At 42.8% G+C, this 24,961-nt stretch carries 19 protein-coding genes; 4 read left to right on the top strand and 15 right to left on the bottom strand.

The window, feature by feature from the left end:
- Positions 1-9 precede the first annotated feature (9 nt).
- Genes ftsA through mraZ form a run of 14 tightly spaced genes read right to left on the bottom strand, consistent with a single transcriptional unit; the run spans position 10 to position 15,444 of the window.
- Positions 10-1,242, bottom strand: a complete 1,233-nt coding sequence (ftsA, locus tag PP2015_RS01900; RefSeq protein ID WP_058028664.1) for a cell division protein FtsA — start codon at positions 1,240-1,242, stop codon at positions 10-12.
- Positions 1,239-2,018 (bottom strand): cell division protein FtsQ/DivIB, encoded by a 780-nt coding sequence (locus PP2015_RS01895; protein WP_058028663.1) that lies wholly within the window; start codon positions 2,016-2,018, stop codon positions 1,239-1,241. Before PP2015_RS01895 ends, ftsA begins: the two co-directional genes overlap by 4 nt.
- 1 nt (position 2,019) lies before the next feature.
- Entirely contained in the window at positions 2,020-2,928 is a 909-nt protein-coding gene (locus PP2015_RS01890) for a D-alanine--D-alanine ligase (protein ID WP_058028662.1), read from the bottom strand.
- The gene (gene murC, locus PP2015_RS01885; protein ID WP_058028661.1) at positions 2,925-4,382 is read right to left on the bottom strand and encodes a UDP-N-acetylmuramate--L-alanine ligase; all 1,458 of its coding nucleotides are present in this window, start codon (positions 4,380-4,382) and stop codon (positions 2,925-2,927) included. The genes PP2015_RS01890 and murC overlap by 4 nt, the downstream gene beginning before the upstream one ends.
- Positions 4,383-5,444 carry an undecaprenyldiphospho-muramoylpentapeptide beta-N-acetylglucosaminyltransferase gene (murG, locus tag PP2015_RS01880; RefSeq protein WP_058028660.1) on the bottom strand — a complete coding sequence of 354 codons (1,062 nt, stop codon included), beginning with the start codon at positions 5,442-5,444 and terminating at the stop codon, positions 4,383-4,385.
- Positions 5,441-6,613 (bottom strand): cell division protein FtsW, encoded by a 1,173-nt coding sequence (gene ftsW / locus PP2015_RS01875; RefSeq protein ID WP_405127330.1) that lies wholly within the window; start codon positions 6,611-6,613, stop codon positions 5,441-5,443. The genes murG and ftsW overlap by 4 nt, the downstream gene beginning before the upstream one ends.
- Complete coding sequence (murD, locus tag PP2015_RS01870) at positions 6,613-7,938, bottom strand: UDP-N-acetylmuramoyl-L-alanine--D-glutamate ligase (RefSeq protein ID WP_058028658.1); 1,326 nt, start codon at positions 7,936-7,938, stop codon at positions 6,613-6,615. The genes ftsW and murD overlap by 1 nt, the downstream gene beginning before the upstream one ends.
- Entirely contained in the window at positions 7,939-9,021 is a 1,083-nt protein-coding gene (gene mraY, locus PP2015_RS01865) for a phospho-N-acetylmuramoyl-pentapeptide-transferase (protein WP_058028657.1), read from the bottom strand.
- Positions 9,015-10,418 carry a UDP-N-acetylmuramoyl-tripeptide--D-alanyl-D-alanine ligase gene (locus tag PP2015_RS01860; protein WP_058028656.1) on the bottom strand — a complete coding sequence of 468 codons (1,404 nt, stop codon included), beginning with the start codon at positions 10,416-10,418 and terminating at the stop codon, positions 9,015-9,017. The genes mraY and PP2015_RS01860 overlap by 7 nt, the downstream gene beginning before the upstream one ends.
- A complete protein-coding gene (locus PP2015_RS01855) occupies positions 10,415-11,899 on the bottom strand; it encodes a UDP-N-acetylmuramoyl-L-alanyl-D-glutamate--2,6-diaminopimelate ligase (protein ID WP_058028655.1) in 1,485 nt (494 codons plus the stop codon). Before PP2015_RS01855 ends, PP2015_RS01860 begins: the two co-directional genes overlap by 4 nt.
- A complete protein-coding gene (locus PP2015_RS01850; protein ID WP_058028654.1) occupies positions 11,889-13,706 on the bottom strand; it encodes a peptidoglycan D,D-transpeptidase FtsI family protein in 1,818 nt (605 codons plus the stop codon). The genes PP2015_RS01855 and PP2015_RS01850 overlap by 11 nt, the downstream gene beginning before the upstream one ends.
- Positions 13,703-14,026, bottom strand: a complete 324-nt coding sequence (ftsL, locus tag PP2015_RS01845; RefSeq protein WP_058028653.1) for a cell division protein FtsL — start codon at positions 14,024-14,026, stop codon at positions 13,703-13,705. The genes PP2015_RS01850 and ftsL overlap by 4 nt, the downstream gene beginning before the upstream one ends.
- Positions 14,026-14,961 (bottom strand): 16S rRNA (cytosine(1402)-N(4))-methyltransferase RsmH, encoded by a 936-nt coding sequence (gene rsmH, locus PP2015_RS01840; protein WP_058028652.1) that lies wholly within the window; start codon positions 14,959-14,961, stop codon positions 14,026-14,028. Before rsmH ends, ftsL begins: the two co-directional genes overlap by 1 nt.
- Before the next feature lie 24 nt (positions 14,962-14,985).
- Positions 14,986-15,444, bottom strand: coding sequence for a division/cell wall cluster transcriptional repressor MraZ (gene mraZ / locus PP2015_RS01835; protein ID WP_058028651.1), 459 nt, complete (start codon positions 15,442-15,444; stop codon positions 14,986-14,988).
- A gap of 480 nt (positions 15,445-15,924) precedes the next feature.
- On the opposite strand from mraZ, the gene PP2015_RS01830 reads away from it, so the two are divergent.
- On the top strand, positions 15,925-18,921 hold the full coding sequence (locus tag PP2015_RS01830; RefSeq protein ID WP_227009200.1) for an EAL domain-containing protein: 2,997 nt from the start codon (positions 15,925-15,927) through the stop codon (positions 18,919-18,921).
- Positions 18,922-19,112: 191 nt separating this feature from the next.
- On the opposite strand, the gene PP2015_RS01825 is transcribed toward PP2015_RS01830, so the two are convergent.
- Positions 19,113-21,854: an ATP-binding protein gene (locus PP2015_RS01825; protein WP_058028650.1), complete on the bottom strand. Its 2,742-nt coding sequence runs from the start codon at positions 21,852-21,854 to the stop codon at positions 19,113-19,115.
- A 231-nt stretch (positions 21,855-22,085) separates the two neighbouring features.
- On the opposite strand from PP2015_RS01825, the gene PP2015_RS01820 reads away from it, so the two are divergent.
- The 3 genes from PP2015_RS01820 (at position 22,086) to PP2015_RS01810 (ending at position 24,928) form a co-directional block, all read left to right on the top strand.
- The gene (locus tag PP2015_RS01820; RefSeq protein ID WP_058031514.1) at positions 22,086-23,288 is read left to right on the top strand and encodes a hypothetical protein; all 1,203 of its coding nucleotides are present in this window, start codon (positions 22,086-22,088) and stop codon (positions 23,286-23,288) included.
- A gap of 180 nt (positions 23,289-23,468) precedes the next feature.
- Entirely contained in the window at positions 23,469-24,332 is an 864-nt protein-coding gene (locus tag PP2015_RS01815) for an alpha/beta hydrolase (RefSeq protein ID WP_083496487.1), read from the top strand.
- Complete coding sequence (locus PP2015_RS01810; protein ID WP_058028648.1) at positions 24,329-24,928, top strand: TetR/AcrR family transcriptional regulator; 600 nt, start codon at positions 24,329-24,331, stop codon at positions 24,926-24,928. Before PP2015_RS01815 ends, PP2015_RS01810 begins: the two co-directional genes overlap by 4 nt.
- Positions 24,929-24,961: the final 33 nt, after the last annotated feature.

The raw sequence follows: 24,961 nt of genomic DNA, 5'->3' as shown, positions 1-24,961 counted from the left end.
GACTCGAGTTTAAAACTCACCTTGGAACCACTTTGATACGCGGCTCCACCAACTCACGTCCGTATCTACTCTCGACTTTTGTGCATTAACCGAGTGTAGAGAACGACCGTATTGTAACAAACCTACGGCTGTTGCATATGCAGGATCGTCAACATAATCTGTTAAACCTGTGATATTTACAGGTTTACCTATTCTAACTGGCATTTGGCAGATATCTTCAGCCACTTCTAATGCGCCAGCCATCTTTGCAGTACCGCCTGTTACAACTAAACCTGCGGCTATTTGATCTTCAAAACCAGAACGGCGAATTTCTTCTAACGCCAGTTCAAATAATTCTCTGAATCTTGGCTCAACCACTTCAGATAATGTATGGCGCGACATTAATCGCGCTGGACGGCCACCAACACTTGGCACTTCAATGGTTTCTTCACTGCTTGCCATTTGGCTGCTAGCGCAAGCATATTGCACTTTTAGCGACTCAGCATGAGAAATTGGCGTTCTGAAAATCTTAGCTATGTCGCCCGTGACTTGGTTACCTGCCACTGGGATCACTGCGGTATGGCGCAATGCACCATTGACATAAATGGCTAAGTCCATGGTACCACCACCGATATCAAGCACTGCGACGCCTAACTCTTTTTCATCATCAGTTAAAACCGCATAGCTTGATGCCAATGCGCCAAACGTTAATTGGTCCACTTGAAGACCGCAACGCTCAACACACTTCTCTATATTTTTGGCCATATCATTTGAGCAGGTGATGATGTGAGCTTTCGCTTCCATACGCACACCACTCATGCCAAGTGGGTTTTTAATGCCCTCTTGCATATCGATGCTATATTCTTGCGCCAATGAATGAAGCATTTTGCGTTCTGCAGAAATAGGCACTGAACGGGCAATATGCATCACATTGTCCATATCGTCTTCAGTCACTTCTGCGTTATTAATCGCAACAACACCACTCTCGTTTTGACACTGAATGTGCTTACCTGAAATACCAAGGTAAACTGAACCTATTCGGCAATCAGCCATTAATTCGGCTTCGTCGACTGCGCGGCGAATGGAATCAGAAACCAGGTTGAGATCGTTTACTCCTCCCTTATCCATTCCATGAGATTCCTGACACCCCACGCCAACGATACTGAGCTGATTGTCTGCTGTTATCTCACCTACTGTTGCTACCACTTTTGAGGTACCAACATCGAGGCCGATTACTAAGTTTCTTTCTACTGACTTAGTCATGCTTCACTCTTATTTTGTTGTTCTGTTTGTGCTGGAAACTTCCAGCTCACCGCAAGGCCGGTGTCATACCTTAAATCTACCGTATCAAGTACGCCTCCCTCTGGGATTTGCATACTCGGATACACGTCTATAAATCTTTGTACTCGTTTGGCTTTTTCTTCGCGTCCGAGATTAAGTCGCACGCCATCTTCAAGCCATAGTTGCCAAGCAAAACGCTCAGACAGCGCTAAACTCACCAAATTAAAATCATTTACTGCCAGCATATCTTTAAACTGTAAGAATGCTTGCCAGGCTTCTAGCTCACTGCCTTCCGGCCCGTATAGCTGGGGCAAGTGAGCCTGTAAGGTTTCGTTGTCTGCCTGAAACACTTGGCCTTTGGCATTTAACAACAGGTCGCTGTTCCAAATGGCCACGGGTTTGTGCTCAACAATGTAAACCTGTAATTCGTCAGGCCATTGTTTTCTCACCGATACCGTTGCTACCCAAGGTAAACCCTGCACCGAACGCTGCACTGCTTTCACATTCAGTTGAAAATAACTACTTAAATCAACCTGTTTAATAGCAGCGACGACCTCTTTGTCAGTGGTGTATTTAGGTTTGCCTAACACCACTATTTTCTTTATTTGTGCATCTTGGTTTTCAACCAACCAATCAGATACCCAGTAGCCACCGCGAACCAATAAGCCAGCCACTAATACGAAAAAGCCCACACTCAATATCTTTTGCCAATTGAGCTGTGAATTAACTACTTGAGCTTTCTCAAAAAGAGCACGCATATTAAAGCGTTTGCTCCAAAATGCGAACAACTAATTGCTCAAAAGTTACGCCAACAGCTTTGGCCGCCATAGGCACCAAAGATTTCTCTGTCATGCCCGGCACAGTATTCACTTCTAATAAGTAAAATTGACCATTTTCATCTTGCATTGCATCAACACGACCCCAGCCTTGCGCACCAACTAAAGCAAAAGCATGCGTTGCCATAATTTGCAATTGCTGCGTATGGGCGTCACTCAATGCCGCTGGGCAGTGGTATTCAGTACTATTTACTTTGTATTTGGCCTCGTAGTCATAAAAGCCGCGCGGAGTTACCATTTCAATAACAGGCAATGCTTCATTGCCTAACATGGCAACAGTAAACTCACGGCCGGTGATCCACTGTTCAACTAACACTTGGTCGTCATACTTAAAGGCATTATTTAAGGCGTCGGTTAATTGCTCTGCCGTTTCGGCTTGAGCCATACCAATGCTTGAGCCTTCATGGCTTGGCTTCACCATGACCTTGCCAAACTCATTAATAATGTTGGCTGCATCAAAACCCGCTTTCGCATCAACAACCGCAAATGCCGCAGTGCTTAATTGTGCTGACTGGAACAGCTGCTTACAGCGAATTTTATCCATTGCCAATGCACTGCCTAATACGCCACTTCCCGTGTAAGGAATACCCATAAATTCAAGCGCACCTTGGATGGTACCATCTTCGCCACCACGACCATGCAAAGCGATAAATACACGATCAACGCCTGAAGCCTTTAACTCTGAAAGCGCACGTTCTGCTGGGTCAAACGCAAACGCATCAACGCCAGCTGCAATCAGAGCATTCAACACGGCATTGCCTGAGTTTAATGACACTTCACGTTCAGCAGACGTTCCGCCTAGTAATACTGCTACTTTACCAAACTGTTTCATGATTCACCTTTTAACGCAGCGAGTGACATTTCGGTTGCTGCCAACTTCTTAACGATCTGACCGATGTTGCCGGCACCTTGCGTGATCACAAGGTCGCTGTCTTGTAAAACATTCGAAAGAACTTTGCCCAATTCTTCATTGTCTGCAACATGAATTGGCTCTACACCTCTTTGACGTAAGCTACGGCATAAACTCTTACTATCAGCACCTACAATAGGTGCTTCGCCAGCACTGTATACATCTAACAAAATAAGTTGATCAACTTTAGAGAGTACTTTGACAAAGTCTTCATATAAGTCACGAGTACGTGTAAAACGATGCGGCTGATAAATCATCACTAATCGACGCTCAGGCCAGCCTGCTTTTGCAGCCTCAATGGTGACATCAACTTCTGATGGGTGATGACCATAATCATCAACCAGCATCACATTACCTTGTTCATTCTCAAATGTACCGTAATGTTGGAAACGGCGACCAATACCTTCAAACTCTGTGAGTGCAGCTAAAATCGCAGCATTGCTGATATTGTGATCTTTCGCCACGGCAATCGCTGCAGTCGCGTTCAGCGCGTTGTGTTTACCTGGCATATTTAAATGTACGGCGATCTCTTCGCCTGACTTAGTCACAACTTTAAATTCACTGCTGTTTACCGTTTGCTTGAAGTCCACTAAACGATAATCTGCCGCGTCGTGCTCACCATAAGTAATGGTTGGGCGTGCAAAGCGAGGGATGAGCTCAGCGGCAACGTCCGAGTCAATACACACCACAGCCAAGCCATAAAACGGTAAATTATGAATGAACTCTACATAGGTATCCTTCATCTTCTCGAAGTCACCTTCGTAGGTATCCATATGATCCGCTTCGATATTGGTGACAACCGATACCATTGGCTGTAGATGTAAGAAAGAAGCATCACTTTCATCGGCTTCAGCAATTAGAAAATCACTGCTCCCTAACTTAGCATTGGTACCCGCGCTATTGAGCAAGCCGCCGATGACAAACGTGGGGTCAAGTTCTGCTTTAGCAAAAATGCTAGCGATCAAACTGGTTGTCGTTGTTTTACCATGCGTACCCGCAATGGCAATACCATGACGATAACGCATGAGCTCAGCCAACATTTCAGCACGACGAACAATTGGAATGCGTGCCGCTTTAGCTGCTTTTATCTCAGGGTTATTGACATCAATCGCTGTAGACACCACAACCACATTGGCATCTTTAATGTTATTTTCGTGATGACCAATAAAGACTTCAGCGCCCGCTTTAATCAAACGCTCTGTCATCGCGTTTTGTGCTATATCGGAGCCTGTAATACGATAACCTTCATAGGCGAGTACCTCGGCAATACCGCCCATACCAGCACCACCAATACCGATAAAATGTATGGTATTGATACGTCTCATTGCTCTTCGATTATTCGCTTCGTTCACTTGCGTCTCTTTCTCTAAATTCATCTATTTTGCCAACTCACCACACACCTTCGCGACGCGTTCGGTGGCATCAAATTTCGCCAACTGCTTTGCTTTATCAGCAATCTCAGACAATAAACTTGGCTGTTCAAAATACGGTGTTAATAACTCAATTAATCGCTCAGTCGTAAAATCATGTTGCGGCATCAGTAAGCCACCTTGTTGATCTACCAAATAACGGGCATTCGCTGTTTGATGATCGTCAACCGCATGAGGTAATGGCACAAACAAAGCTGCTTTTCCAGCTGCTGCTACTTCACTCACAGTTAAAGCCCCTGCACGGCAGATGACTAAATCAGCCCATGCATAGGCTGCATCCATATCGTGAATAAATTCATCAACTTGTGCATCAAATTCGCGACCAACATAAGCACTTTTGAGTTTATCTTGGTTATTTCGCCCACTTTGATGGCGTACACTCAACGAAAAGTCTTTTGCCAATGTCGAAAATACCTCTGGCAAACGCTCGTTTAATACTTGCGCACCCAATGATCCGCCAACAACTAGCACATTCAATTGTTCTGTCTGTGACTTTTTATCAATCGCACTGACACTGGCTCGAACCGGATTGCCAACCACTTCAGCATTATTTTCAAAGGCATTAGGAAAAGCTGCCAACACTTGATTAGCGACTTTTGCCAAAAGCCTATTACTAAACCCAGCCACTGCATTCTGCTCGTGAATCACCAAAGGCACACCAGATAATTTTGCGGCAATACCAACAGGGCCCGTGACGTATCCGCCCATAGCTAAGATCACCGCAGGCTTGCGCTGTTTGATTATTTTCTTCGCTGCTAAAATGGCTTTTAGCACCATAAATGGCGCTTTGAGTAAACGAGTTATCCCGTTACCACGCACCCCTTGCACTTCGACAAAATCAATCTCGAAACCGTGCTTTGGTACTAATTGCGCTTCCATTCTGTCGGCAGTGCCTACCCAAGACACTGTCCAACCTTGTTGCTGCATATGCTCTGCAACCGCGATACCTGGGAAAATGTGACCACCCGTGCCACCGGCAACCACCATTAAATGTTTATTGGCTGTCATCGTCGCCCACTCCTCGCCGTTGCTTGTCGGCTCGATAACTTGGTTTCAAAATCAATACGCTGCAGCACACCGGCTGCAATCACCATAATTAAAAAGCTCGACCCGCCGTAAGATACAAACGGCAAAGTTAAGCCTTTGGTTGGCAAAATGCCGGCGCTTGCCCCAATATTCACCATGGTTTGAAACGCAAACCAAATACCAATGGCAAGCGCAAAATAGCCTTCATATTCCTTACCATGCTTTAAGGCTTTCTGACCGATTAATAAGGCTCTAAATACCAAAACACCGAGCAAGAGTAAGATACTGGTTACACCAACAAAACCTAACTCTTCTGCGATAACCGCAAAAATAAAGTCATTGTGCGCTTCGGGTAGATACTGCAACTTCTGCACACTATTACCTAAACCTTGGCCAAACCAACCCCCTTGGCTATAAGCCATTAAAGACTGGACCAATTGATAGCCTGCACCAAATGGATCATCCCAAGGATCTAAAAAGCCAGTAACACGTCGCCAGCGGTAAGGTTCGAACACGATGAGTACCACTATCAAGCCGATCCCCGTTAAGATCAGCATAAAAAACTGCCATAACTTAGCGCCCGCCAAAAATAGTAACCCCACCGTCGTAACGAACATCACCACCACGGTGCCTAAATCAGGTTGCTTCAAAATAAGCAATGCATAAACCGCGAATACTGCAATGGGCTTAGCAAAGCCTTTTAAGTTTTCTTGAACTTCTTCGCGCTTACGAACCAAGTAACCGGCAATGTAGCTAAAAAAGTAAAGTTTGGCGGCTTCAGCGACCTGAAAACCTATCGGCCCAATGGGGATCCAACGTTTCGAGCCATTGACTTCTCGACCAACGACTAAAACTAGGCACAATAAAAATAAGCCGAAGAATAATAAATACGGATTGCACTTTTTCCACCAACTCATTGGCACGCTGGTGCTGAACCAAAAGAGCACAAAACCAAGTCCTAAGAAGACCCCATGGCGCATCGCTATGCCATAAGGATTATTATAAAGTCGTTCAGCCACTGGCATAGAAGCACTGGTTACCATCACAAAACCAATGCCTATCAGACACAGCATGGCGTACATCAAAGGCACATCAAAAAGTGCATTTGACTGTTTTGGTGTGAGTTGCATTCTTAGCTCAGCGAACGTCATCATGGTGCAAGCTCCGCTACGGCTTTACAAAAAGCTTCGCCGCGAATCATATAATTTGGGAACATATCAATGCTCGCACAGGCCGGTGCTAGTAAGACAGCATCACCGTTTTGTGCCAGTGACTGCGCCTTTAAAATGGCGTGTTGTAAATCAGCAACAAGGTGACTTTGCTCATGTAATGGCAAAAACTTTGCACCATCTTGACCAAAACAAATCACGGCTCGACACGCTGCTTGCAAAGGCTCACGTAAAGGCGATAAATCAGCGCCTTTAGCATCACCACCGGCAATAAGCACGATCTTGTTTACATCATCCGTTAAGCTTTCTAGTGCCGCGACTGTCGCGCCTACATTGGTTGCTTTAGAATCATTGAAGTATTTAACTCCTGCTACATCAGCCACTAACTGACAACGATGCGCAAGGCCTGTAAAATTTTTAAATGCTGCTGCAAATGCCGCTTTATCAAGGTTAAGTGGCTCAAGTAATGCCATTACAGCCAACGCATTAAACTGGTTGTGTTTACCTACCATAGTCAAACTAGAGACAGGTAAGATAGGTTGTTGATGTGCAGCGAAATACAAATCGCCTTCATGTGTCTGCAGACAATAATCTGCTTGCGCTAATGCCACGCTCACACCAACACCTGCATTAGCCAATGTATTGTTATCTGTAGCATTAAACACCACATGCTGGGCATGTTGATAAATACGCTGTTTCGCTTGGCAATAGGCGGCGAAATCTGGGTAACGATCCATATGATCTTCAGTGACATTTAAGATCATAGCACTGGTACAAACTAGGCTTTTCGTGGTTTCGAGTTGAAAACTTGATAGCTCCAATACAAATACATCGAAATTTTGTTCAAGCAAATCGAGTGCTGCTGTGCCTATATTACCACCTAGTCCCACTTTATAACCGGCTTGGGTAAGCACTTCAGTAGCAAGGCTCACCACCGTCGATTTACCATTTGAGCCAGTTACAGCTATCACAGGTTTCGTATTCAAACGTGCAAACAATTCAATGTCACCAATAACTTCAACGCCATGTGCTATTGCCTCTGCAACACTTTGCTCAAACAGAGCAATACCTGGGCTGATAATAATTAAATCAGCGCTCGGTAGGCTTGCTTGCGCAAGTGGTCCGAATACCGCTTCGCAATCAGGCGCATTATCAGCAAGCCACTGAGAACCAGGCGGTACTGCACGACTATCCACCACACGCGGCGTTATGTCATGGGACAATAAAAAACGCACAATGCCCAAACCAGTAATTCCCAGTCCGAGCACAGTGATATTTTTATTTCTTAATTCGTTTAAATACTGCATTTATCTGATCTTCAGCGTTGCCAATCCTGCGAGTACTAATACAATCGAAATGATCCAAAAGCGCACAATTACACGTGGCTCTGGCCAACCTTTTAACTCATAATGATGGTGAATGGGTGCCATTCTAAAGATACGTTGGCCGCGAAGCTTGTAAGAACCAACTTGTAAAATGACTGACAGGGCCTCCATCACAAACACACCACCCATAATCAATAACACTAGCTCTTGGCGTACTAAAATCGCAATAATACCCAGCGCGCCACCCAGCGCCAATGAACCCACATCGCCCATAAATACTTGTGCAGGATAGGTGTTAAACCATAAAAAACCTAAGCCTGCGCCAACAATGGCGGTACACACAACGACCAGCTCACTGGCCAGTGGTAAATGTGGTAGATGTAAATATTCAGAGAAATTAGCATTACCCGTTAAATAGGCGATAATCGCTAAAGCAGCGGCAACTAGAATAGTCGGTACAATCGCCAAGCCATCAAGACCGTCTGTGAGATTGACCGCATTAGACGTACCAACAATCACAAAGTAGCTCATTACTAAATAGAAAATACCAAGCTGTGGCATCACTTCTTTTAGGAAAGGTACAACCAGTACAGTTTCATTTGGGTCCAGTGAAGTGAAATATAAGAAGCTTGCCACAGTCATTGCGATCACTGACTGCCAAAAGTACTTCCAACGAGCGATTAAACCTTTTGAATCTTTGCGGATCACTTTGCGATAATCATCGACAAAACCGACAACGCCCAAACTACCTAAAACAAAGAGTGTCACCCACACATATTTATTGCTTAAGTCACCCCACATTAAGGTGCTGGTAAAAATGGCACCTAAAATCAACACCCCACCCATGGTCGGCGTACCAGACTTAGATAAATGTGACTCTGGACCATCATCACGTACCGTTTGACCAATTTGCATGCGCTGTAGTGCGCGGATCAAAATCGGACCGAAATAAAGCGATAACAATAACGCGGTTAAAATACCTAAAATCGCACGCAGCGTTAGGTAAGAAAAGACGTTAAAGCCACTGTAATACTGGGTTAAATATTCAGCCAACCACACTAACATGCTGATACTCCATTTGTGGCTGCTTGTTCACCACTTGTTGTTATTAATTCTTCTACTAGTAATTCCATGCGTGCACTGCGAGAGCCTTTTACTATCACAGTACATGGACCATTTTGCACCGCTAAAGTTTGATTAATTGCGGCCAATAAATGCGAGCGTGTCGAAAAATGCCTGTCGGCAATTTCAAACACATCACTGCTATAACGACTCAATACCCCTAAGGTAAATAACGCATCAATACCCTGCTGTTTGGCATATTCACCCACTTCTTGATGGTATTCACGAGCATGCTCACCAAGCTCGCCCATATCACCTAACGCAAATACCTTATAGCCTGGCATTTTAGTTAATAAATCGATTGCCGCTTTGACCGAGCGCACATTGGCATTATAGGTATCATCAACCACGGTTAGGTTTTCATTAACCTTAATAAGATTCACTCGACCTTTGACCGCGCTCATGCTCTCAAGTGATGATGCTACCTCGCTTAAACTAGCACCAAGCTCAGTTGTGAGAGCCGCAGCAATCAAGGCGTTGGTCACATTATGTTCGCCTGGAAGTGCAAGTGTTACTGGTACTTTTTGCTCGCCGTCACAAAGTAAAAAACTCGCGTGAGCGGTGTCGTTTAGCGTCACTTGTTCAGCCCAAATATCTAGCTGTTCATGAGTGGCAATGCGTTTGATGCGCTTATCAAACATGCTGCTATCCCACACCTGGCGATATTCAGGATTAATATCGCAGTTAAAAACTGCACAGCCGTTTTCATTTAAGCCAGAGAAAATCTCACCTTTGGCTTGCGCCACACCTTCGATTGAACCAAAACCTTCAATGTGTGCTGGTGCAACATTACAGATTGCCGCAACGTCTGGCTTGGTCATTTGCGTGGTATAAGCAATCTCGCCAATATGATTGGCACCGAGCTCAATCACAGCATATTCATCATCTTCCGACAAACGAATTAACGTCAGCGGAACACCAATGTCGTTATTGAAGTTGCCATTGGTTGCCAGTACTTTGCCTTTTTGTGACAAAATCGCTGCGCACATTTCTTTTACTGTCGTTTTGCCCACACTACCCGTAATGGCAATGGTTTTTGGCGCTACTTGTGCCATTACGGCAGCACCAATATGCCCTAAAGCCAAGCGGGTATCGGCTACCACAAACTGAGGAATATCGCATTCCACTGGTTTATCAACAATCGCTGCTACGGCGCCTTTTTCATACGCTTGCTGAACGAATTTATGTCCGTCAAAGTTTGGCCCTTTCAGCGCTAAAAACACCTCATCATTTTTTATTGTTCTGGTGTCGGTATTGATATTGCTGACAGATAAATTCTCGCCACAACTTACTGGGGTGTTTAATACGGCTGTAAGCCAAGCAAAATCCATTGTGATCATGCTTTATCCCCTTTTAAAATTTTCATTACCCATGCTCTGTCACAGAAGGTGATCGTTTGATCACCGATAATTTGATAATCTTCGTGTCCCTTGCCGGCTACCAGTACAACACCTGAAGCAGATGTTTGCTCTACCGCATATGCAATGGCTTTAGCTCGGTCAGGTTGGCAATAAGCATACTCAGGTTGACTGAGCCCAGCCTTAACGTCTGCGATAATATCATCGGGATTTTCACTGCGCGGGTTGTCGCTGGTGATCACCAGCTTATCAGCGTTTTGCTCAGCCGCTTGCGCCATCATAGGACGCTTACCTTTATCGCGATCGCCACCACAGCCAAACACACAAGTGACTTGGCCAGGTACATGTTGCTGAAGTGCTTGTAACGCCAAAGCCAGCGCATCAGGGGTGTGCGCATAATCAACCACGCACGCCGGCTTGCCTTCGACCGAAAATGCCTGCATACGACCCGCAACAGGCTTCAAAGAAGAAACCGCGTGACACAAGGCATTAAAGTCATACCCTTCAACCAAGAGTGCCGCCATCGCAGCAGCTAGGTTGTAAAGATTAAATTGACCAAATAGCGGTACATTAATGGTCGCTTCCCCCCAAGAAGTGGAGAGCGTTGCACGAATACCAGTTTGATGGCATTCAACCTCATCAAACCAAACAAACTGAGAAAAGTCGTGTGCCGTTGGTTTTTTGCCATATACCACTAGATTGCTAAAACTAGATTGTGCGATCCAGCTTTGGGCAACTGCATCGTCATGATTTAAAACACAGTGTTTTGGCATGCAATCTGTAAACAGCAAGCGCTTTGCTTCGGCATAACTGTGCATGTCACCGTGATAATCTAAATGGTCACGAGACAGATTGGTAAAAACCGCCGTACTGAATTGTGTTTCTTTTACACGGCCTTGAACTAAGCCATGAGATGAAACCTCGATGGCCGCAAGTTTATTATGTTCTACAATAGTTGCAAAAATACGTTGTAAATCCACAGCCGACGGTGTGGTATTTTGCAGTGGCGTTAACTCATCTACTTTGCCATAACCTAAAGTACCTACAACCGCAGCGGGCACATCAATGGTATCTGAAAGTGCTGCTATCATGGCTGTCGTGGTTGACTTACCATTGGTGCCTGTTACCCCAATTACTTTTAAACGCTCGGTCGGACTTTGATAATAAGTTTTGGCAATTTCAGCGATGCGCTCAGCCAAATTTACAACAGGGATCAACAAACCTAAACTTTGATCCAGTGCAGCAAACCCCGAGGCGTCAACCAAGGCACAGCTAGCACCATTGGTAAAAGCCGCAGCAATAAAATTTTCGCCATTACTTACATGGCCTTTAATGGCAATAAATACATCATCGGATTTCACAGCACGACTATCGAGCTGTAAGTCAGCAGTTTGTGTAGGGATATTTGCCCCTGAATGTTCAATGTTTAACGCTGCTAATGTGTGAGATAAATTAAAGTGCATCTTTTTTCTCCGACAAATAAGCAACGCGGCCTTTATCTGGTGCTACATTCAAAATACGTAATGCGTTCGACATAATTTCAGCAAAAGCTGGGCCTGCTGTTTGGCCTCCATAGTAAACATCACCACCGGGTTCGTTTATCATCACCACCACAGCTAATCGAGGGTTAGAGACAGGAGCTACACCGGCAAAGTAACCAACATATTCATCCCCATAGCCGCCAGCGACAGCTTTCTCAGAAGTACCGGTTTTACCCGCAGCACGGTAACCATCGACTTTAACATTTGCCGCAGTGCCACCTTTTTCGAACACTGACTCCATCATTCCTACAACCGCTTTAACATCTTCTTCTTTGAATAGACGCTCCCCTTCAGGCGGCGTATCTTGTTTTAAGATGGTTAATGGACGAGAAATGCCCCCTGCGCCAAATGTGGCATACAAACGCGCTACTTGCGCAGTACTCACTGAGACTGCATAGCCGTATGATAAGGTTGCAATTTCAAAATCAGACCAACGACGATTTGGGTAAAACAAGCCACTGCTCTCACCCACCATCAAAGTACCTGTATCTTCACCAAACCCTACTTTTTGGTATAAGCCAACGAGATATTCTTTAGGCAGCATTTGGCTAATTTTAGCCACGCCCATGTTCGAAGATACTTTAAGAATTTCTCTGAGTGTCATTTCACCGTGATTACGCTCATCTTTAACTAGACTGCCACCAAGGCGCATCCAACCCGGAAAGGTATTGATGGTGTCATCAGCTTCTATCACATCATGATCAAGCCCTGCTAATACGGCTAGGGGTTTAAGTGTTGAACCGGGCTCAAATAAATCAGTAATAGCACGGTTTCTTCGTTTATAAGGATGTGCATCACGCATATCGTTAGGGTTGAAACTTGGACTATTTACCATGGCAAGTACTTCGCCAGTTTTCACATCTACAACCATGGCAGAACCTGAAGTAGCTTGATAACTCAGCACTGCACTTTTTAGCGCTTTATAGGCAATTGCCTGAATACGTAGGTCGATACTGAGTTGAATATCTTCAGGTTCAACACGTTGCTCTTCAGATAGCACTTGGATCTCACGACCTCGCGCATCTTTGCGAATCGTTCTCTTTCCTTCTGCACCCGTTAGAGCATTCTCAAATAGCTTTTCGATGCCTTCGATGCCTTTGCCATCAATATTGGTAAAGCCCAAAACATGCGCGGTGACTTCACCACTTGGATAATAACGTTTTGATTCGTCCAATAAGTGAATACCTGGCAACTTTAACTGACTAATATAATTAGCAACCGCAGGCGTGACCTGACGTTTCAAATAAACGAAACGACGTGCAGGATTATCTCTTAAACGTTCATCTATCTCTTCATTATCAACTTGTAAGACGTCGGCAAGTTCACGCCAGCGAATATCGTTGTCATAACGCACTTGCTTGCGGTATGTCATTTCTTCTTGATTTTCAGCCAGCGCTTTGTGATCTTCTTTGTTTTTACGAGCAGCACGAAGCACTCTTTTACCAAGCGCTTTATCGAGTGCAAGCGGATCGGCATACACACTCACTACAGGCACACTGACAGCGAGCTCTTTACCATTTCTGTCGAAAATCATGCCGCGTTGCACTTTTAATGTTTCTACACGCACAGTGCGTTTTGCACTTTCTTTACGGGCATGATCAGGCTCGATCACTTGCAAGTATGCAGCACGGGCCATCAACGTTAAGAACACCATGACTAATACAGTGCATACCAGTGCGAAGCGCCAAGTTATCAGTGTTTTTGAGTTATTGGCTTTAGCTTTTTTCATGGCAACACCACCACTTGCTCATCTTTACTGGTTGGACGCTTCATTTCCAATTGCGTAGTTGCGACTTCTTCGATGCGCGCATGTTGGGAATAGAACTCTTCTTCAACCAATAAATAACGCCACTGCAAGTCCAATTCATCACGCTGCTGTAACAACTTGTCTTGTTGGATAACTTGTTGGCGAGATAGGTAAGTAACCTGAACAACACCCAAAGCCGAAGCAAAGATACAAACAAGCAAAAAGCCCGTTAGCTTGTTCGCTAAAAGGCCCGCAAATATCTCATTAAACAGCTTAGGCTGTCGGCTTTGTGGTTTATTCATTATAGTTTTTGCGCTACTCGCAATACTGAGCTGCGTGATCTAGGATTAGCAGCGATTTCTTCAGCTGTTGGTTTAATTGCTTTACCCAACGCTTTCAATGTTAGGTTTTTATTTAATTGCGCTTCTGTTAAAGGTAAACCTCGTGGGACAGCTTCACCTTTACTTTGCTTTTTGATGAACTGCTTAACGATGCGATCTTCTAACGAATGAAATGAAATCACGACTAAACGACCACCAGGCTTTAATACCGACAGTGACGCTTGTAATGCCGTTTGAATTTCTTCTAACTCACTGTTGATGTAAATACGAATAGCTTGGAAAGTACGTGTCGCAGGGTGTTTGTGCTTGTCTTTTACAGGTACCGCTTCATCTACTAAATCAGCTAACTGCTTAGTAGTCGTAATGGGTGTTTCATCGCGGGTTTCAACAATTTTATGCGCTATGCGACGGCCAAACTTTTCTTCACCATATTTTTTGATCACAAACGCGATGTCTTCAAGCTCAGCTTCGGCTAACCACTGCGCGGCACTGCGACCAGACGTGGGATCCATACGCATATCAAGTGGACCATCTTTCATAAAGCTGAAACCACGATCGGCATCATCAAGCTGAGGAGACGAAACACCGATATCTAATAAAATACCGTCAACTTGCCCCAAAATACCAGCTTCTGTGGCGACTTGTTCAATGTTTGAGAAACGCGTATGTGCGATATTAAAACGGGTATCGTCAGCAAATTTCTTAGAGGCTTCGATCGCCTGCGGATCTTGATCTATGGCCTGTAAACGGCCTTGTTCGCCCAAACGACTTAAAATTTGACCCGAATGGCCGCCTCGGCCAAATGTGCCATCGATATAGGTGCCATCGGCTTTGATATCTAACGCGTCTAACGTTTCATTCATCAAAACTGATACATGAGTAAATTGCGCAGTCATGCGTTATGTAAGCCTTTTTGTTTGCTAAAGCGAAAAGTTTTCAAATTCAGGGGTCATCTCAAAGTCACCTGCACGTTCGATTTCAGTATCAAGCTGCATCTGCTGATGCCATTTTGACTCATCCCAAATCTCGAATTTATTTAATAGCCCAATTAGCATGATCTTTTTCCCCAGACCTGCGTAATTACGTAGTGCCGGAGAAAGTAAAATGCGGCCATTCTTATCTAATTGGTACTCAGTGGCATGCCCGACTAGCATTCGCTGCAGTCGACGAGCTCTAGGATTCATACTGGAAAGCTTTACAAGTCGAGCGGCAATTTCATCCCACTCGCTGCGAGGATATAACCAAAGGCATGGTTCATTAATCGCAATAGTGCAAATTAGCGACCCCTGTTCTTCAGACAAAAGCGGCTGACGATACTTAGTTGGTATCGCAAATCGACCTTTATCATCCAAATTAAGCGCACTTGCACCTGAAAACATGGAACAACCAACCTTATCGTCTTTTTAACCCTTCAGATCCAATTTGATCCACAAAAAACCACTTTTTCCCACAACTGCACAGTCTATGACTTGAGGTGCGTTTTTGTCAAGCCGAAAACTAAGTCGAAAATCTCAAAAAACCCAGATAAAATGCGGCTTTGCTGAAAGCCTATGAAATGGTTAAGAAAACCAGAAAGGACTGTTGTAAAACTTTTTTATAACAAAATATTCATCTATTTTTCGCATCGTGAGGATTTCACAAGAATGCCTTTGCGCCAAGCCATGAAATGAAAAAAAACGTTTCTGAGTGCTGTACAAAGAATCACCATAAAATTCATTGCTAAACTTGGCGATAGACTGGATTTTTTATACACTTAAGAGTCTTGCTGCTGTGATTAGCTGAGCTTTATTATTTTAAATTTATCAATACCACGTCGTTTTAATCGCTTACTTTTTTTGCTTTGCTTACCAGGTTTAGCCGTGATCCTCTTTCAATTACTTGAAGAGCGTTCGGATATTTTGAAAGAGCATGAGCAGCAAGCTCGTGCCCTTGCTTTACAGATCTCTCAGCTTCAACGTGCAGATATCAACGCTACCAAAAGGCTACTTACTCAATTAGCTAAGCATGATAAATTATTAAAAGCCGATAATGGCCAATGCAGTAATCTACTTAAAGATGCCAGTTTAATTACGTCAAATATTGCTAATATTGGCTTGGTAGATCTAAATGGAGATGTACTCTGTACAGTTAAGAACAGCACCCAACGTATAAATATAAAGGACAGGCGCTATTTTAAAACGGCTTTGAAAACCCAGCACTTCACCATTGGTCAGTTTCAAATTGATCGTTCAATTCATCGTTTGACTGTCAATTTTGCCATGCCCATTTTTGACCAAAATGGCAGCTTAACCCATATATTAGTGGTCGCTAAATTATTGGAGCAATGGAGTCAAAGCCTTAGCCAGCTAACTCTTCCTCCTCGTTCTCAGGCCATAATTACCGATGCTGATCATAATATTGTCGCAAACTATCCATTTGATTATGCTCAACTCGGTAAGACAGCAAATGAACACTGGCCTGATATAGACTTTAAAGGAATTGTGCAATTTGAAGTGCCAACGGGAGAGCGCAGAATTTACTTAAGACAACACATTGTCAAAAGCAGCCTCAATGACCAACTCACGCTGCATATATCCATTCCTTTTGAACATGCAATTGCTGCCGCAAATCGCAAAGTCGGTCTGACCTTTGTATTATTTATTGCAGCGCTGCTCCTCTTATTTTGGCAAGCTAGAAACCAGTTGAATAAGGTCCTATTACAGCCTTTGAAATCATTACAAAATGCGTTAGATGCCTTTGCAAAAGGTAACAAAACTAGCTTGCAACAGACAGCCCTATCACCAGAGTTTAAAAATATCGCCGAAAACTTTGAAAATATGGCAACACAAAGGCTAACTGCTGAGAACGCGCTGGCACATAAACATGCCGAATTAGCCAGCCTCATCCGAGCCCTACCCGATACTTATTTGCGTATTGATAAGCAAGGTAAAGTACTCGCATCGAATGTTGTGTTTTCACGTCCCCCCAAACAGATTAATGACTTAATACCTCAACAAAGTTGTGATCAATTACTCAAAGTGCTTCAAACACCGTCTGACATAGAGATCAATCAGTTTGAATTCACTTCACAGATAGATGGCAATCAGCATATCTTCGAAGCACGCACCAACCTTTTAGACAGCCATCAACAAGCCATTGTCGTTCTTAGGGATATTACTGCGCGCAAAGAGCAAGAAGAGGCGATGAAATTAGCTGCCATGGTGTATAAAAATTCAAGTGAAGGAATGACCATCACTGATGAAAATGGCACTATTCTCGATGTGAACCCTTCGTTTGAAAAAGTCACCGGCTACTCAAAAGCCGAAGTTTTAGGCAAAAATACAGCTTTATTGGCTTCAGGCAAGCATACCAAGCAATTTTATGATGATATGTGGCAACAGCTCCAATCAAAAGGCGCATGGCAAGGTGAAGTTATCAACAGGCGTAAAAATGGGGAGTTATTTACCGAATGGCTCACCATCAACACTGTGTATGATAGTAATGGTAATCCTTATCAAAGAGTTGCAATCTTCACCGACATTAGTGAGAAAAAGCGTCAGGATGAATTAATTTGGCGGCGCACACATTTCGACCAACTCACAGAGCTAGCCAACCGCTTAGAATTGAAACGTCACTTAAAGCAGCAACTTAGTGAAAATGTATCACTTGCAATTTTACTACTCGATCTTGACCACTTTAAAGATATTAACGACAGTTTAGGTCATTACCATGGAGACAAACTACTCAGAGAAGTTGCTAATAGACTCAACCAACTCACAGGTAAATGCAGTCTAATTTCTCGTATTGGAGGCGATGAGTTTGTTTTGGTCATTTCTGAGAACTCTCAACATGAACATTTAATGCAAGTGAGCGAGCAAGTACTCACTCTGCTAAAACCAGCTATTTACATAGATAACGAAGCCTGTCATATCAGTGCGAGCATCGGCATTGCAGCAGCGCCTAAAGATGGTAATAGCAGTGGACAGCTTCTCAAAGCCGCAGATCAAGCCATGTATTTAGCTAAAAAACAAGGTCGTAATGGATTTGCTTTTTTTGATGCTCAAATGCGTCAAGCCACTGAACAACGTATGCAACTGCTTAAAGATTTGCGCATCGCTATTCAAAAGCAACAATTTGAATTGTACTTTCAACCCATTGTAGACATGGCATCACAAAAAGCCGTCAAAGCGGAAGCCCTGATAAGGTGGCAACATCCTGGTAAGGGCATCATTAGCCCCGCAGTATTTATTCCACTTGCTGAAGAGACACAACTGATTTTAGAAATTGGCGAGTTTATTTTTGCTTCAGCTTGTCGAACACAAAAGAAACTCATGTCAGCAAAACATCAAGTACAGCTGAGTATCAACGTCTCACCGATACAGTTTTCTTCTAAACATAGCCGCTTAGTCGATTGGAAAACTCACCTTGATGAGCTGTCTTTAAACGCTGAGCAATTTGTCATTGAGATCACTGAAGGCTTAATGATGAATGCACAGCAACGCACTCAGTCACGCTTAAATCAACTATCGAAACAAGGCTTTGCATTGGCACTTGATGATTTCGGGACCGGTTATTCTTCATTGGCTTATCTAAAGCAGATGGACACCGACTTTATAAAAATAGATAAGCGATTTGTAGATGGCATCGCCGATAGCGCTGATGATCTTGCCCTATGCGAAGCCATGATCATGATGGCTCATCAACTAGGTTTAAAGGTCATAGCAGAAGGTATCGAAACCGAAGCGCAACATAAGCAGCTACTCGCTGCTGGTTGCGATTACGGACAGGGATATTATTATGCCAAACCAATGCCCGAGAAGGTTTACTTAGATTTCATGAACAATGCAACTTACGGTGATCACCTACAAACTGATTAATACCAATCCGCTCAGCTAAGTGGTCTATTTTGAGGCAAGAAAACCTTGTTGGTAGCACCGCTCACACGTCCTGCTATCGCTGAGGCACCTACCCCCATGTAGGCAAGGCAAATATTTCGTTATTTAGTTGTTCTAAATAAGAAATCTTTAACGCAGCTGTCATCAGGTTTAATCCCTCAGATGATTAAGTGTTATTGCCGATTGGTATAAGACTCCAAAAGATGCTTAAGTAAGTTCATTAATCCATCTATTTCAATCGGCTTACCCAAATGTGCCGTGAAGCCTGAGCTAAGGTATGTATTTACGTCTTGTGCCATGACGTTTGCAGTCAGGGCGATAATTGGTAATCTCGGTAACTGCTCTTTGATTATTTGGCATGCCTGTACACCATCCATCTCTGGCATTTGTATATCCATAAGCACTAAATCGTAATGCTGACTTGTCGCCATCTGTGTAGCTTGTAAACCATTTTCGGCAAAATCAACGCTTGCTTGTGTAGGTGCTAACATCGCATTGATTACCAAGCGATTTACCTGATTATCTTCAGCAACTAAGATCTTATATTCTCGTAGGTCAGGGACATCAGTATGTACTTCTTCCCTTTCATTGACTTGCTCAGATGAGATTTTAGTTAATGGTAAAATAACTTCAAAACTGCTCCCTTTATGGAGCTGACTTGATACCGAAATCTCTCCCCCCATTAAGTCAACTAATTGCTTCGAAATAGATAACCCCAGCCCTGTCCCACCATACTTTCTGGTTGTAGATGCATCGGCTTGTTCAAAGCGATTAAAGAGGCGAGTAATCTGTTCTTCACTTAGCCCGATCCCAGTATCAGTGACTGTAATGACAACTTGTTCATCACCATGTTCTGAAATCATCACCTTTACTTCCCCTTCAGATGTGAATTTGATGGCATTTGAAATAATATTCTCTAAGACCTGTTTGATGCGCGTGCTATCTCCCTCTCGAAACAAACACAATTCAGGTGCTAACTCACATGTTAGTTCTAAGTTTTTCGCTTTAGCTGCACGTGATTGATTTTTTAGCACCTGGTCAATCAGAGTCTTGATTGAAAGTGGTGTACATTCAATCGTTACCTTGCCAGCTTCAAGCTTAGAAAAATCAAGTATGTCATTTAATATCGCTAATAATGATCGACTTGAACTAAGTGCACTGGCAACAAGTTCATGGTGCTTTTCGCTTAATGCCGTCTTCAGTAATAGTTGCAAAGTGCCCAAAATCCCATTCATTGGCGTACGAATTTCATGGCTCATGTTTGCCAAAAATTCACTTTTAACCTTATCAGCCTGCTTCAGTTCAACCACTAGCTCTTCAAGCTGCGCAGTTTGTTTATCCACACGGACTCTTAACTGCTCATTAAATCCCGCGAGAATCATGGTAAATGACATGCCCAATGCCGCAATTACCAACCCAATGGTCAACGTTAGCCAACTCAACCAATCTTTATTATTATTCTCAAAGGCTTCTGTACTTTCAAAACTCAGCTTCCAACTTCGGCCAAACCAATCAATCTGATATTCTGAATTGAAATGCAATTCATGGGATTGATGGGATATTTCAGGTGTATAGCTGTACCAAGTATCTTGTTTTGATAAGTCACTCAAGGTGTAACTGAAACTATTTTTGTAGCGACTCGACGATAAAATTCGCTTCACAATCACGTCAATTTCCAGAACAACTTCACTCAGACCCAACAACTTATCGGGATCGTTTTTATCAAAAACAGGCAAATACACTACGTTTCCCGTTGCCTTATTTGTTTGCTGTGCCAAGACTAAAGGGGCTGTCGCAATAGGAACTTTTTGCTTAATGGCTTTTTCGGCAGCCGCTCCTGCTATTGGATGACTCATAACATCTAAGCCTACAGCTGGCGCATTGGCTTTGTAGGGTGCAATTAAGCTAATAGGTAAGAGGATATCTTCAATTTCTTTGCTACCTGGGGCCTGTTTAATTTGTGCCTCAGCAATCCCTGCCTCTGCCAGCGATTGCTGCCAAGAGGATATATTTTCACTTGGCACAAAACTAACCCACCCCAAAGCACGATATAATTCAAAGTCATCACTTAAAAAGTGACTATAATGCTCAAATTCGTCAATGGTCATCGCATGACCTGTTTGCATCAATACACCCAACGCTTTCAAGTCATTTTCGATGGAGTTTTTTAGTAACTGCATCGACACTAACTTTTGCTCTGTGATATTCGCAAAACGAATGTAATGATTATCGTAATAAACACTACGAGAATAGTTAAAGGTCCAACATACAGTTATAAATAGAAGTATCGCTGACGCCAAAATCCATGATTTATGGCTGACTTCTGTATAACGTTCACTTTTAAATAAAAAAGTACACAGAGGTAAAAAAAACAGCACCCCAACAGTATCACCGACCCACCAAGTAAACCATACGAACATTAGGCTACCGGAGTGAATAAAGCCTTGTTGAAGTAAACTCCAAGCTCCCAGCGAAGACGATACAATACTGGCGATAGGCCCCGCCAAAAAGAGTACTTTGATAAGTGTTTCTGCATTTTGAAAGTTGAGTGGAAAACGACAAAAATGCTTAATTAAGGAATATGCGAATACGCATTGCAATACCGCCCCAGCACTTCGTAAGGTGTTCCAAAGAACATGAGATAGCTCGAAAGATGTGCCAAAAAAGCCTGAATTATATAAATTGACTAATAACGTGCCTACGAACAAAGGCAACAATGAAAACCGGCCAAATGCCAATAAACAGGCGACAGACCACCCTGCAGCAGGCCAAATAGCACTCGCAAAGCCAGGCTCAATATTAAATAGCGTGCCAAATAAGCCCAATAAAAAGCAACTAAAAGCAATACCTAAAAAATACCCACTTTTAATGGCAAAAGGCGCGTCTTGTATACCTTTAGCTTTGAGCATAACCATAAATATATAATTTCAAACATGTTAAAAACATAGCATAAGTTATCAAACTAAGCGGTGTTTTACATCAAAGCCTAAAAAAGCAAATTGTATACAATATTTATTTCAGCTATGATCGAATGCCTTTTAATTAAGCAAAAACTTACTATGCGCATCACATTCGTTATTTTTTGTGTACTGGCCTTGCTAATGGGTTGTCAGCCAAAAACGCAAAACGCCAATGAGGACTCCTCTATGACCTTAGACAATATCGCAGAGCAATATGTCAAACTCGTTTTGGCCGTGGGCGAACACCACCCTTATTATGTTGACGCTTATTATGGCCCCAGTGAATGGCGAACAGGAGAAAAGCGACCACTAAGTGACCTTAAAGCTGATATTTCTCTACTTCTCAAACAATTAGAACAAGTAGAGCATACTCAAGACGACTCGCAACGAAAGGCATTCCTGCAAGTACAAACCAGATCTATGTTGACCTTCATAGAAATCATCAACAATGAAAAAATTAGCTTTGATGATGAATCTTTACGTTTATACGACGCTGTGTCTCCAAACATTACCGAAGCCGAGCTAGATAAAGCACTGAAAGAATTAGACTTAATGCTACCAGGTAAAGGCTCTGTTAGTGAGCGCATGAATGACTTTATCGCACAATTTGTTATCCCCAAAAATAAGCTAGATAGTGTATTTAAAGCCGCAGTGGTTGAATCTCGCAAAAGAACTAAGCAGTACATTCAGCTTGATGAACAAGAAAGCTTCACCATAGAGTATGTTCAAGATAAGGTTTGGAGCGGCTACAATTGGTACAAAGGAAACAGCTATAGCCTAATTCAAGTGAATACTGACTTCCCTATTTATATTGCTCGAGCCATTGATTTAGCAAGTCACGAAGGCTACCCCGGCCACCATGTTTTTAACTCTCTTATGGAAAAACACTTAGTGAATGGTAAAGGCTGGATTGAATATTCGATTTATCCGCTGTTCTCACCGATGTCATTACTCGCAGAAGGCAGTGCGAATTACGGTGTTGATGTGGTTTTCCCTCATGATGAACGAATCCAATTTGAAAAAGGTGTTCTATTTCCACTGGCTGGATTAGACGCCAGTAAAGTTGAACTGTATTACCAAGTACAAACAGTAAAACAGCAACTATCATATGCCGATAATATGGTGGCAAAACGCTATCTAGATGGCGAAATTGATGATCAAAAAGCGATTGAATTACTTGTTAAATACACATTAGTCACTGAGAAAAAAGCGCAACAGCGACTCGGCTTTATTAATGCAAATCGCGCGTATGTGATTAATTACAACTTAGGCCAAGATATCGTCAAAAACTATATTGAAAAACAAACTAAAACAGGCACTCAAACTGAGCTATGGACATTGTTTAGCGATCTGCTTGCCAACCCAAAAACAGCAAGCATGATGCAATAAAGTTTGTTTGAAAGCGATTTTTCAAAAGCTGCCTTTGGCAGCTTTTTTTCTTTCTGATTTTAATTACTTCTTTTTTTCACTTAATTTAAACGCCTAGTCTCCATTTCAAAATGATCCTTTACAAAATAGTACAGTTGGACCATTTTAAAAATATAACACTTGTACTATTTTGAGTTTAAAATGAAATTTAATTACTTTAACAACAAACGAAGACGCATTGGTTTACAGAGTATTACCCGCTTTCTTTCTAGCGGATTGACATCGCTGCCTCCAAAAATGAGCCTTTCAGTGGGCAGCAAACTACTGTTAAATCCATTTGGAAAAAGAAATTATGACTTTGAATTGGTCAGCCCAGATGAAGTGCATAACATAGAGACATCATTAGGCCTTGCTCATGTTGCTGTATTTGGTGAAGGAGAGCAGCTTATTCTGATAAGCCATGGTTGGGCTGATAACAGCTCAGGATTTGAAGCTATGATCGCCCATTTTATTGAGCAAGGTTTTAAGGTTGCGGCCATCGATCATATTGCTCATGGAAAATCTTCAGGTAAACAATCTCACTTACTAAACTTTATTGAAACAATAACCGCCACGGTTCAATATTTCGAGCAACGCAATGACCATATACACGCGATTGTTGCTCACTCTATGGGTGCTGTTGCTACACTTAATTTACCTATTCACTTACTAGAAGATAAAAAGCTGGTTTTGATAGCAACACCTGTTAAGTTCTTCGAATTAATGTTTGAAAAAGTAGATGCAGCGGGTATTTCACCCAAATTACTGATCCATGTTTTAGAGGGTATTAGTGCTCAATTTGGCAAGCATTGGAAAACCCTATGCCTAACTCAACACACCGAAAAGCTGACAGATAAACTCTACTTCATCCACGACGAACAAGACAGATTCGCCTGCTATAAAAGTGTGTCAGCATTTTTAAACAACCAAAAACCTTCATTATTTACCACTCAAGGACTTGGTCATAGAAAACTTTTAGGTGATACTAAAGTGATAGAGCATATCACCAAGGTAATTACTTCTTGAGTAGTAAAGGCGAGCGTACCCGTAACGAGATTTTAAAGCAGAGCATTATGTACATCAGTCAATTTGGATTGGCCGATGTCACAATTGGGAGTGTTGCTAAATTATGCGACTTATCTCGTACAGGTGTTATTTCTCATTTCAAAAATAAAGAAGATATGCAAATTGCTATTTTAGAATATGGTGAAACTTTATTTATAGAAAGAGTTATCACGCCTGCTCGCTGTCAAGACCCTTTAGAACACTTACTCACACTACTTGATTGCTGGAGTTCTTGGATCAATGACATGTTTAACGATGCCAAAATGAGCTGCCCTTTTATCAAAGCAATCGTCGAGTTTCAAAACCGTCCAGACTCCGAAGTTAGAAGCTTTATTATCAACCAACAAGAGCGCTTATTAGGTTACCTGACCCATCGTATTGAACGTTGTATCGAGCACAAATTACTGTCTCCAAGCATTTCTAGCTCTGTCATAGCCTACGAGCTTTACAGCTTGTACCTCGGTCATGCCATCACAAAATACACACTTTCGGAACATAAAGCGGGAGAGCTGTTTAAACAAAGTGTTTTAAGATTGGTCGAACAATATCGCGCTTAAAATAATACCGTTCAGATCAAATTGTGCTGTATT

This window comes from Pseudoalteromonas phenolica (assembly GCF_001444405.1).
GTDB classification, from domain to species: domain Bacteria; phylum Pseudomonadota; class Gammaproteobacteria; order Enterobacterales; family Alteromonadaceae; genus Pseudoalteromonas; species Pseudoalteromonas phenolica.
This window is presented reverse-complemented; position numbering and strand designations above follow the sequence as displayed.

Excerpts from the sequence above, each read along its gene's own strand:
- ftsA (WP_058028664.1), bottom strand. The coding sequence starts at position 1,242 with ATGACTAAGTCAGTAGAAAGAAACTTAGTAATCGGCCTCGATGTTGGT.
- PP2015_RS01895 (WP_058028663.1), bottom strand. The coding sequence starts at position 2,018 with ATGCGTGCTCTTTTTGAGAAAGCTCAAGTAGTTAATTCACAGCTCAAT.
- PP2015_RS01890 (WP_058028662.1), bottom strand. The coding sequence starts at position 2,928 with ATGAAACAGTTTGGTAAAGTAGCAGTATTACTAGGCGGAACGTCTGCT.
- murC (WP_058028661.1), bottom strand. The coding sequence starts at position 4,382 with ATGAATTTAGAGAAAGAGACGCAAGTGAACGAAGCGAATAATCGAAGA.
- murG (WP_058028660.1), bottom strand. The coding sequence starts at position 5,444 with ATGACAGCCAATAAACATTTAATGGTGGTTGCCGGTGGCACGGGTGGT.
- ftsW (WP_405127330.1), bottom strand. The coding sequence starts at position 6,613 with ATGACGTTCGCTGAGCTAAGAATGCAACTCACACCAAAACAGTCAAAT.
- murD (WP_058028658.1), bottom strand. The coding sequence starts at position 7,938 with ATGCAGTATTTAAACGAATTAAGAAATAAAAATATCACTGTGCTCGGA.
- mraY (WP_058028657.1), bottom strand. The coding sequence starts at position 9,021 with ATGTTAGTGTGGTTGGCTGAATATTTAACCCAGTATTACAGTGGCTTT.
- PP2015_RS01860 (WP_058028656.1), bottom strand. The coding sequence starts at position 10,418 with ATGATCACAATGGATTTTGCTTGGCTTACAGCCGTATTAAACACCCCA.
- PP2015_RS01855 (WP_058028655.1), bottom strand. The coding sequence starts at position 11,899 with ATGCACTTTAATTTATCTCACACATTAGCAGCGTTAAACATTGAACAT.
- PP2015_RS01850 (WP_058028654.1), bottom strand. The coding sequence starts at position 13,706 with ATGAAAAAAGCTAAAGCCAATAACTCAAAAACACTGATAACTTGGCGC.
- ftsL (WP_058028653.1), bottom strand. The coding sequence starts at position 14,026 with ATGAATAAACCACAAAGCCGACAGCCTAAGCTGTTTAATGAGATATTT.
- rsmH (WP_058028652.1), bottom strand. The coding sequence starts at position 14,961 with ATGACTGCGCAATTTACTCATGTATCAGTTTTGATGAATGAAACGTTA.
- mraZ (WP_058028651.1), bottom strand. The coding sequence starts at position 15,444 with ATGTTTTCAGGTGCAAGTGCGCTTAATTTGGATGATAAAGGTCGATTT.
- PP2015_RS01825 (WP_058028650.1), bottom strand. The coding sequence starts at position 21,854 with ATGGTTATGCTCAAAGCTAAAGGTATACAAGACGCGCCTTTTGCCATT.
- PP2015_RS01820 (WP_058031514.1), top strand. The coding sequence starts at position 22,086 with ATGACCTTAGACAATATCGCAGAGCAATATGTCAAACTCGTTTTGGCC.
- PP2015_RS01815 (WP_083496487.1), top strand. The coding sequence starts at position 23,469 with ATGAAATTTAATTACTTTAACAACAAACGAAGACGCATTGGTTTACAG.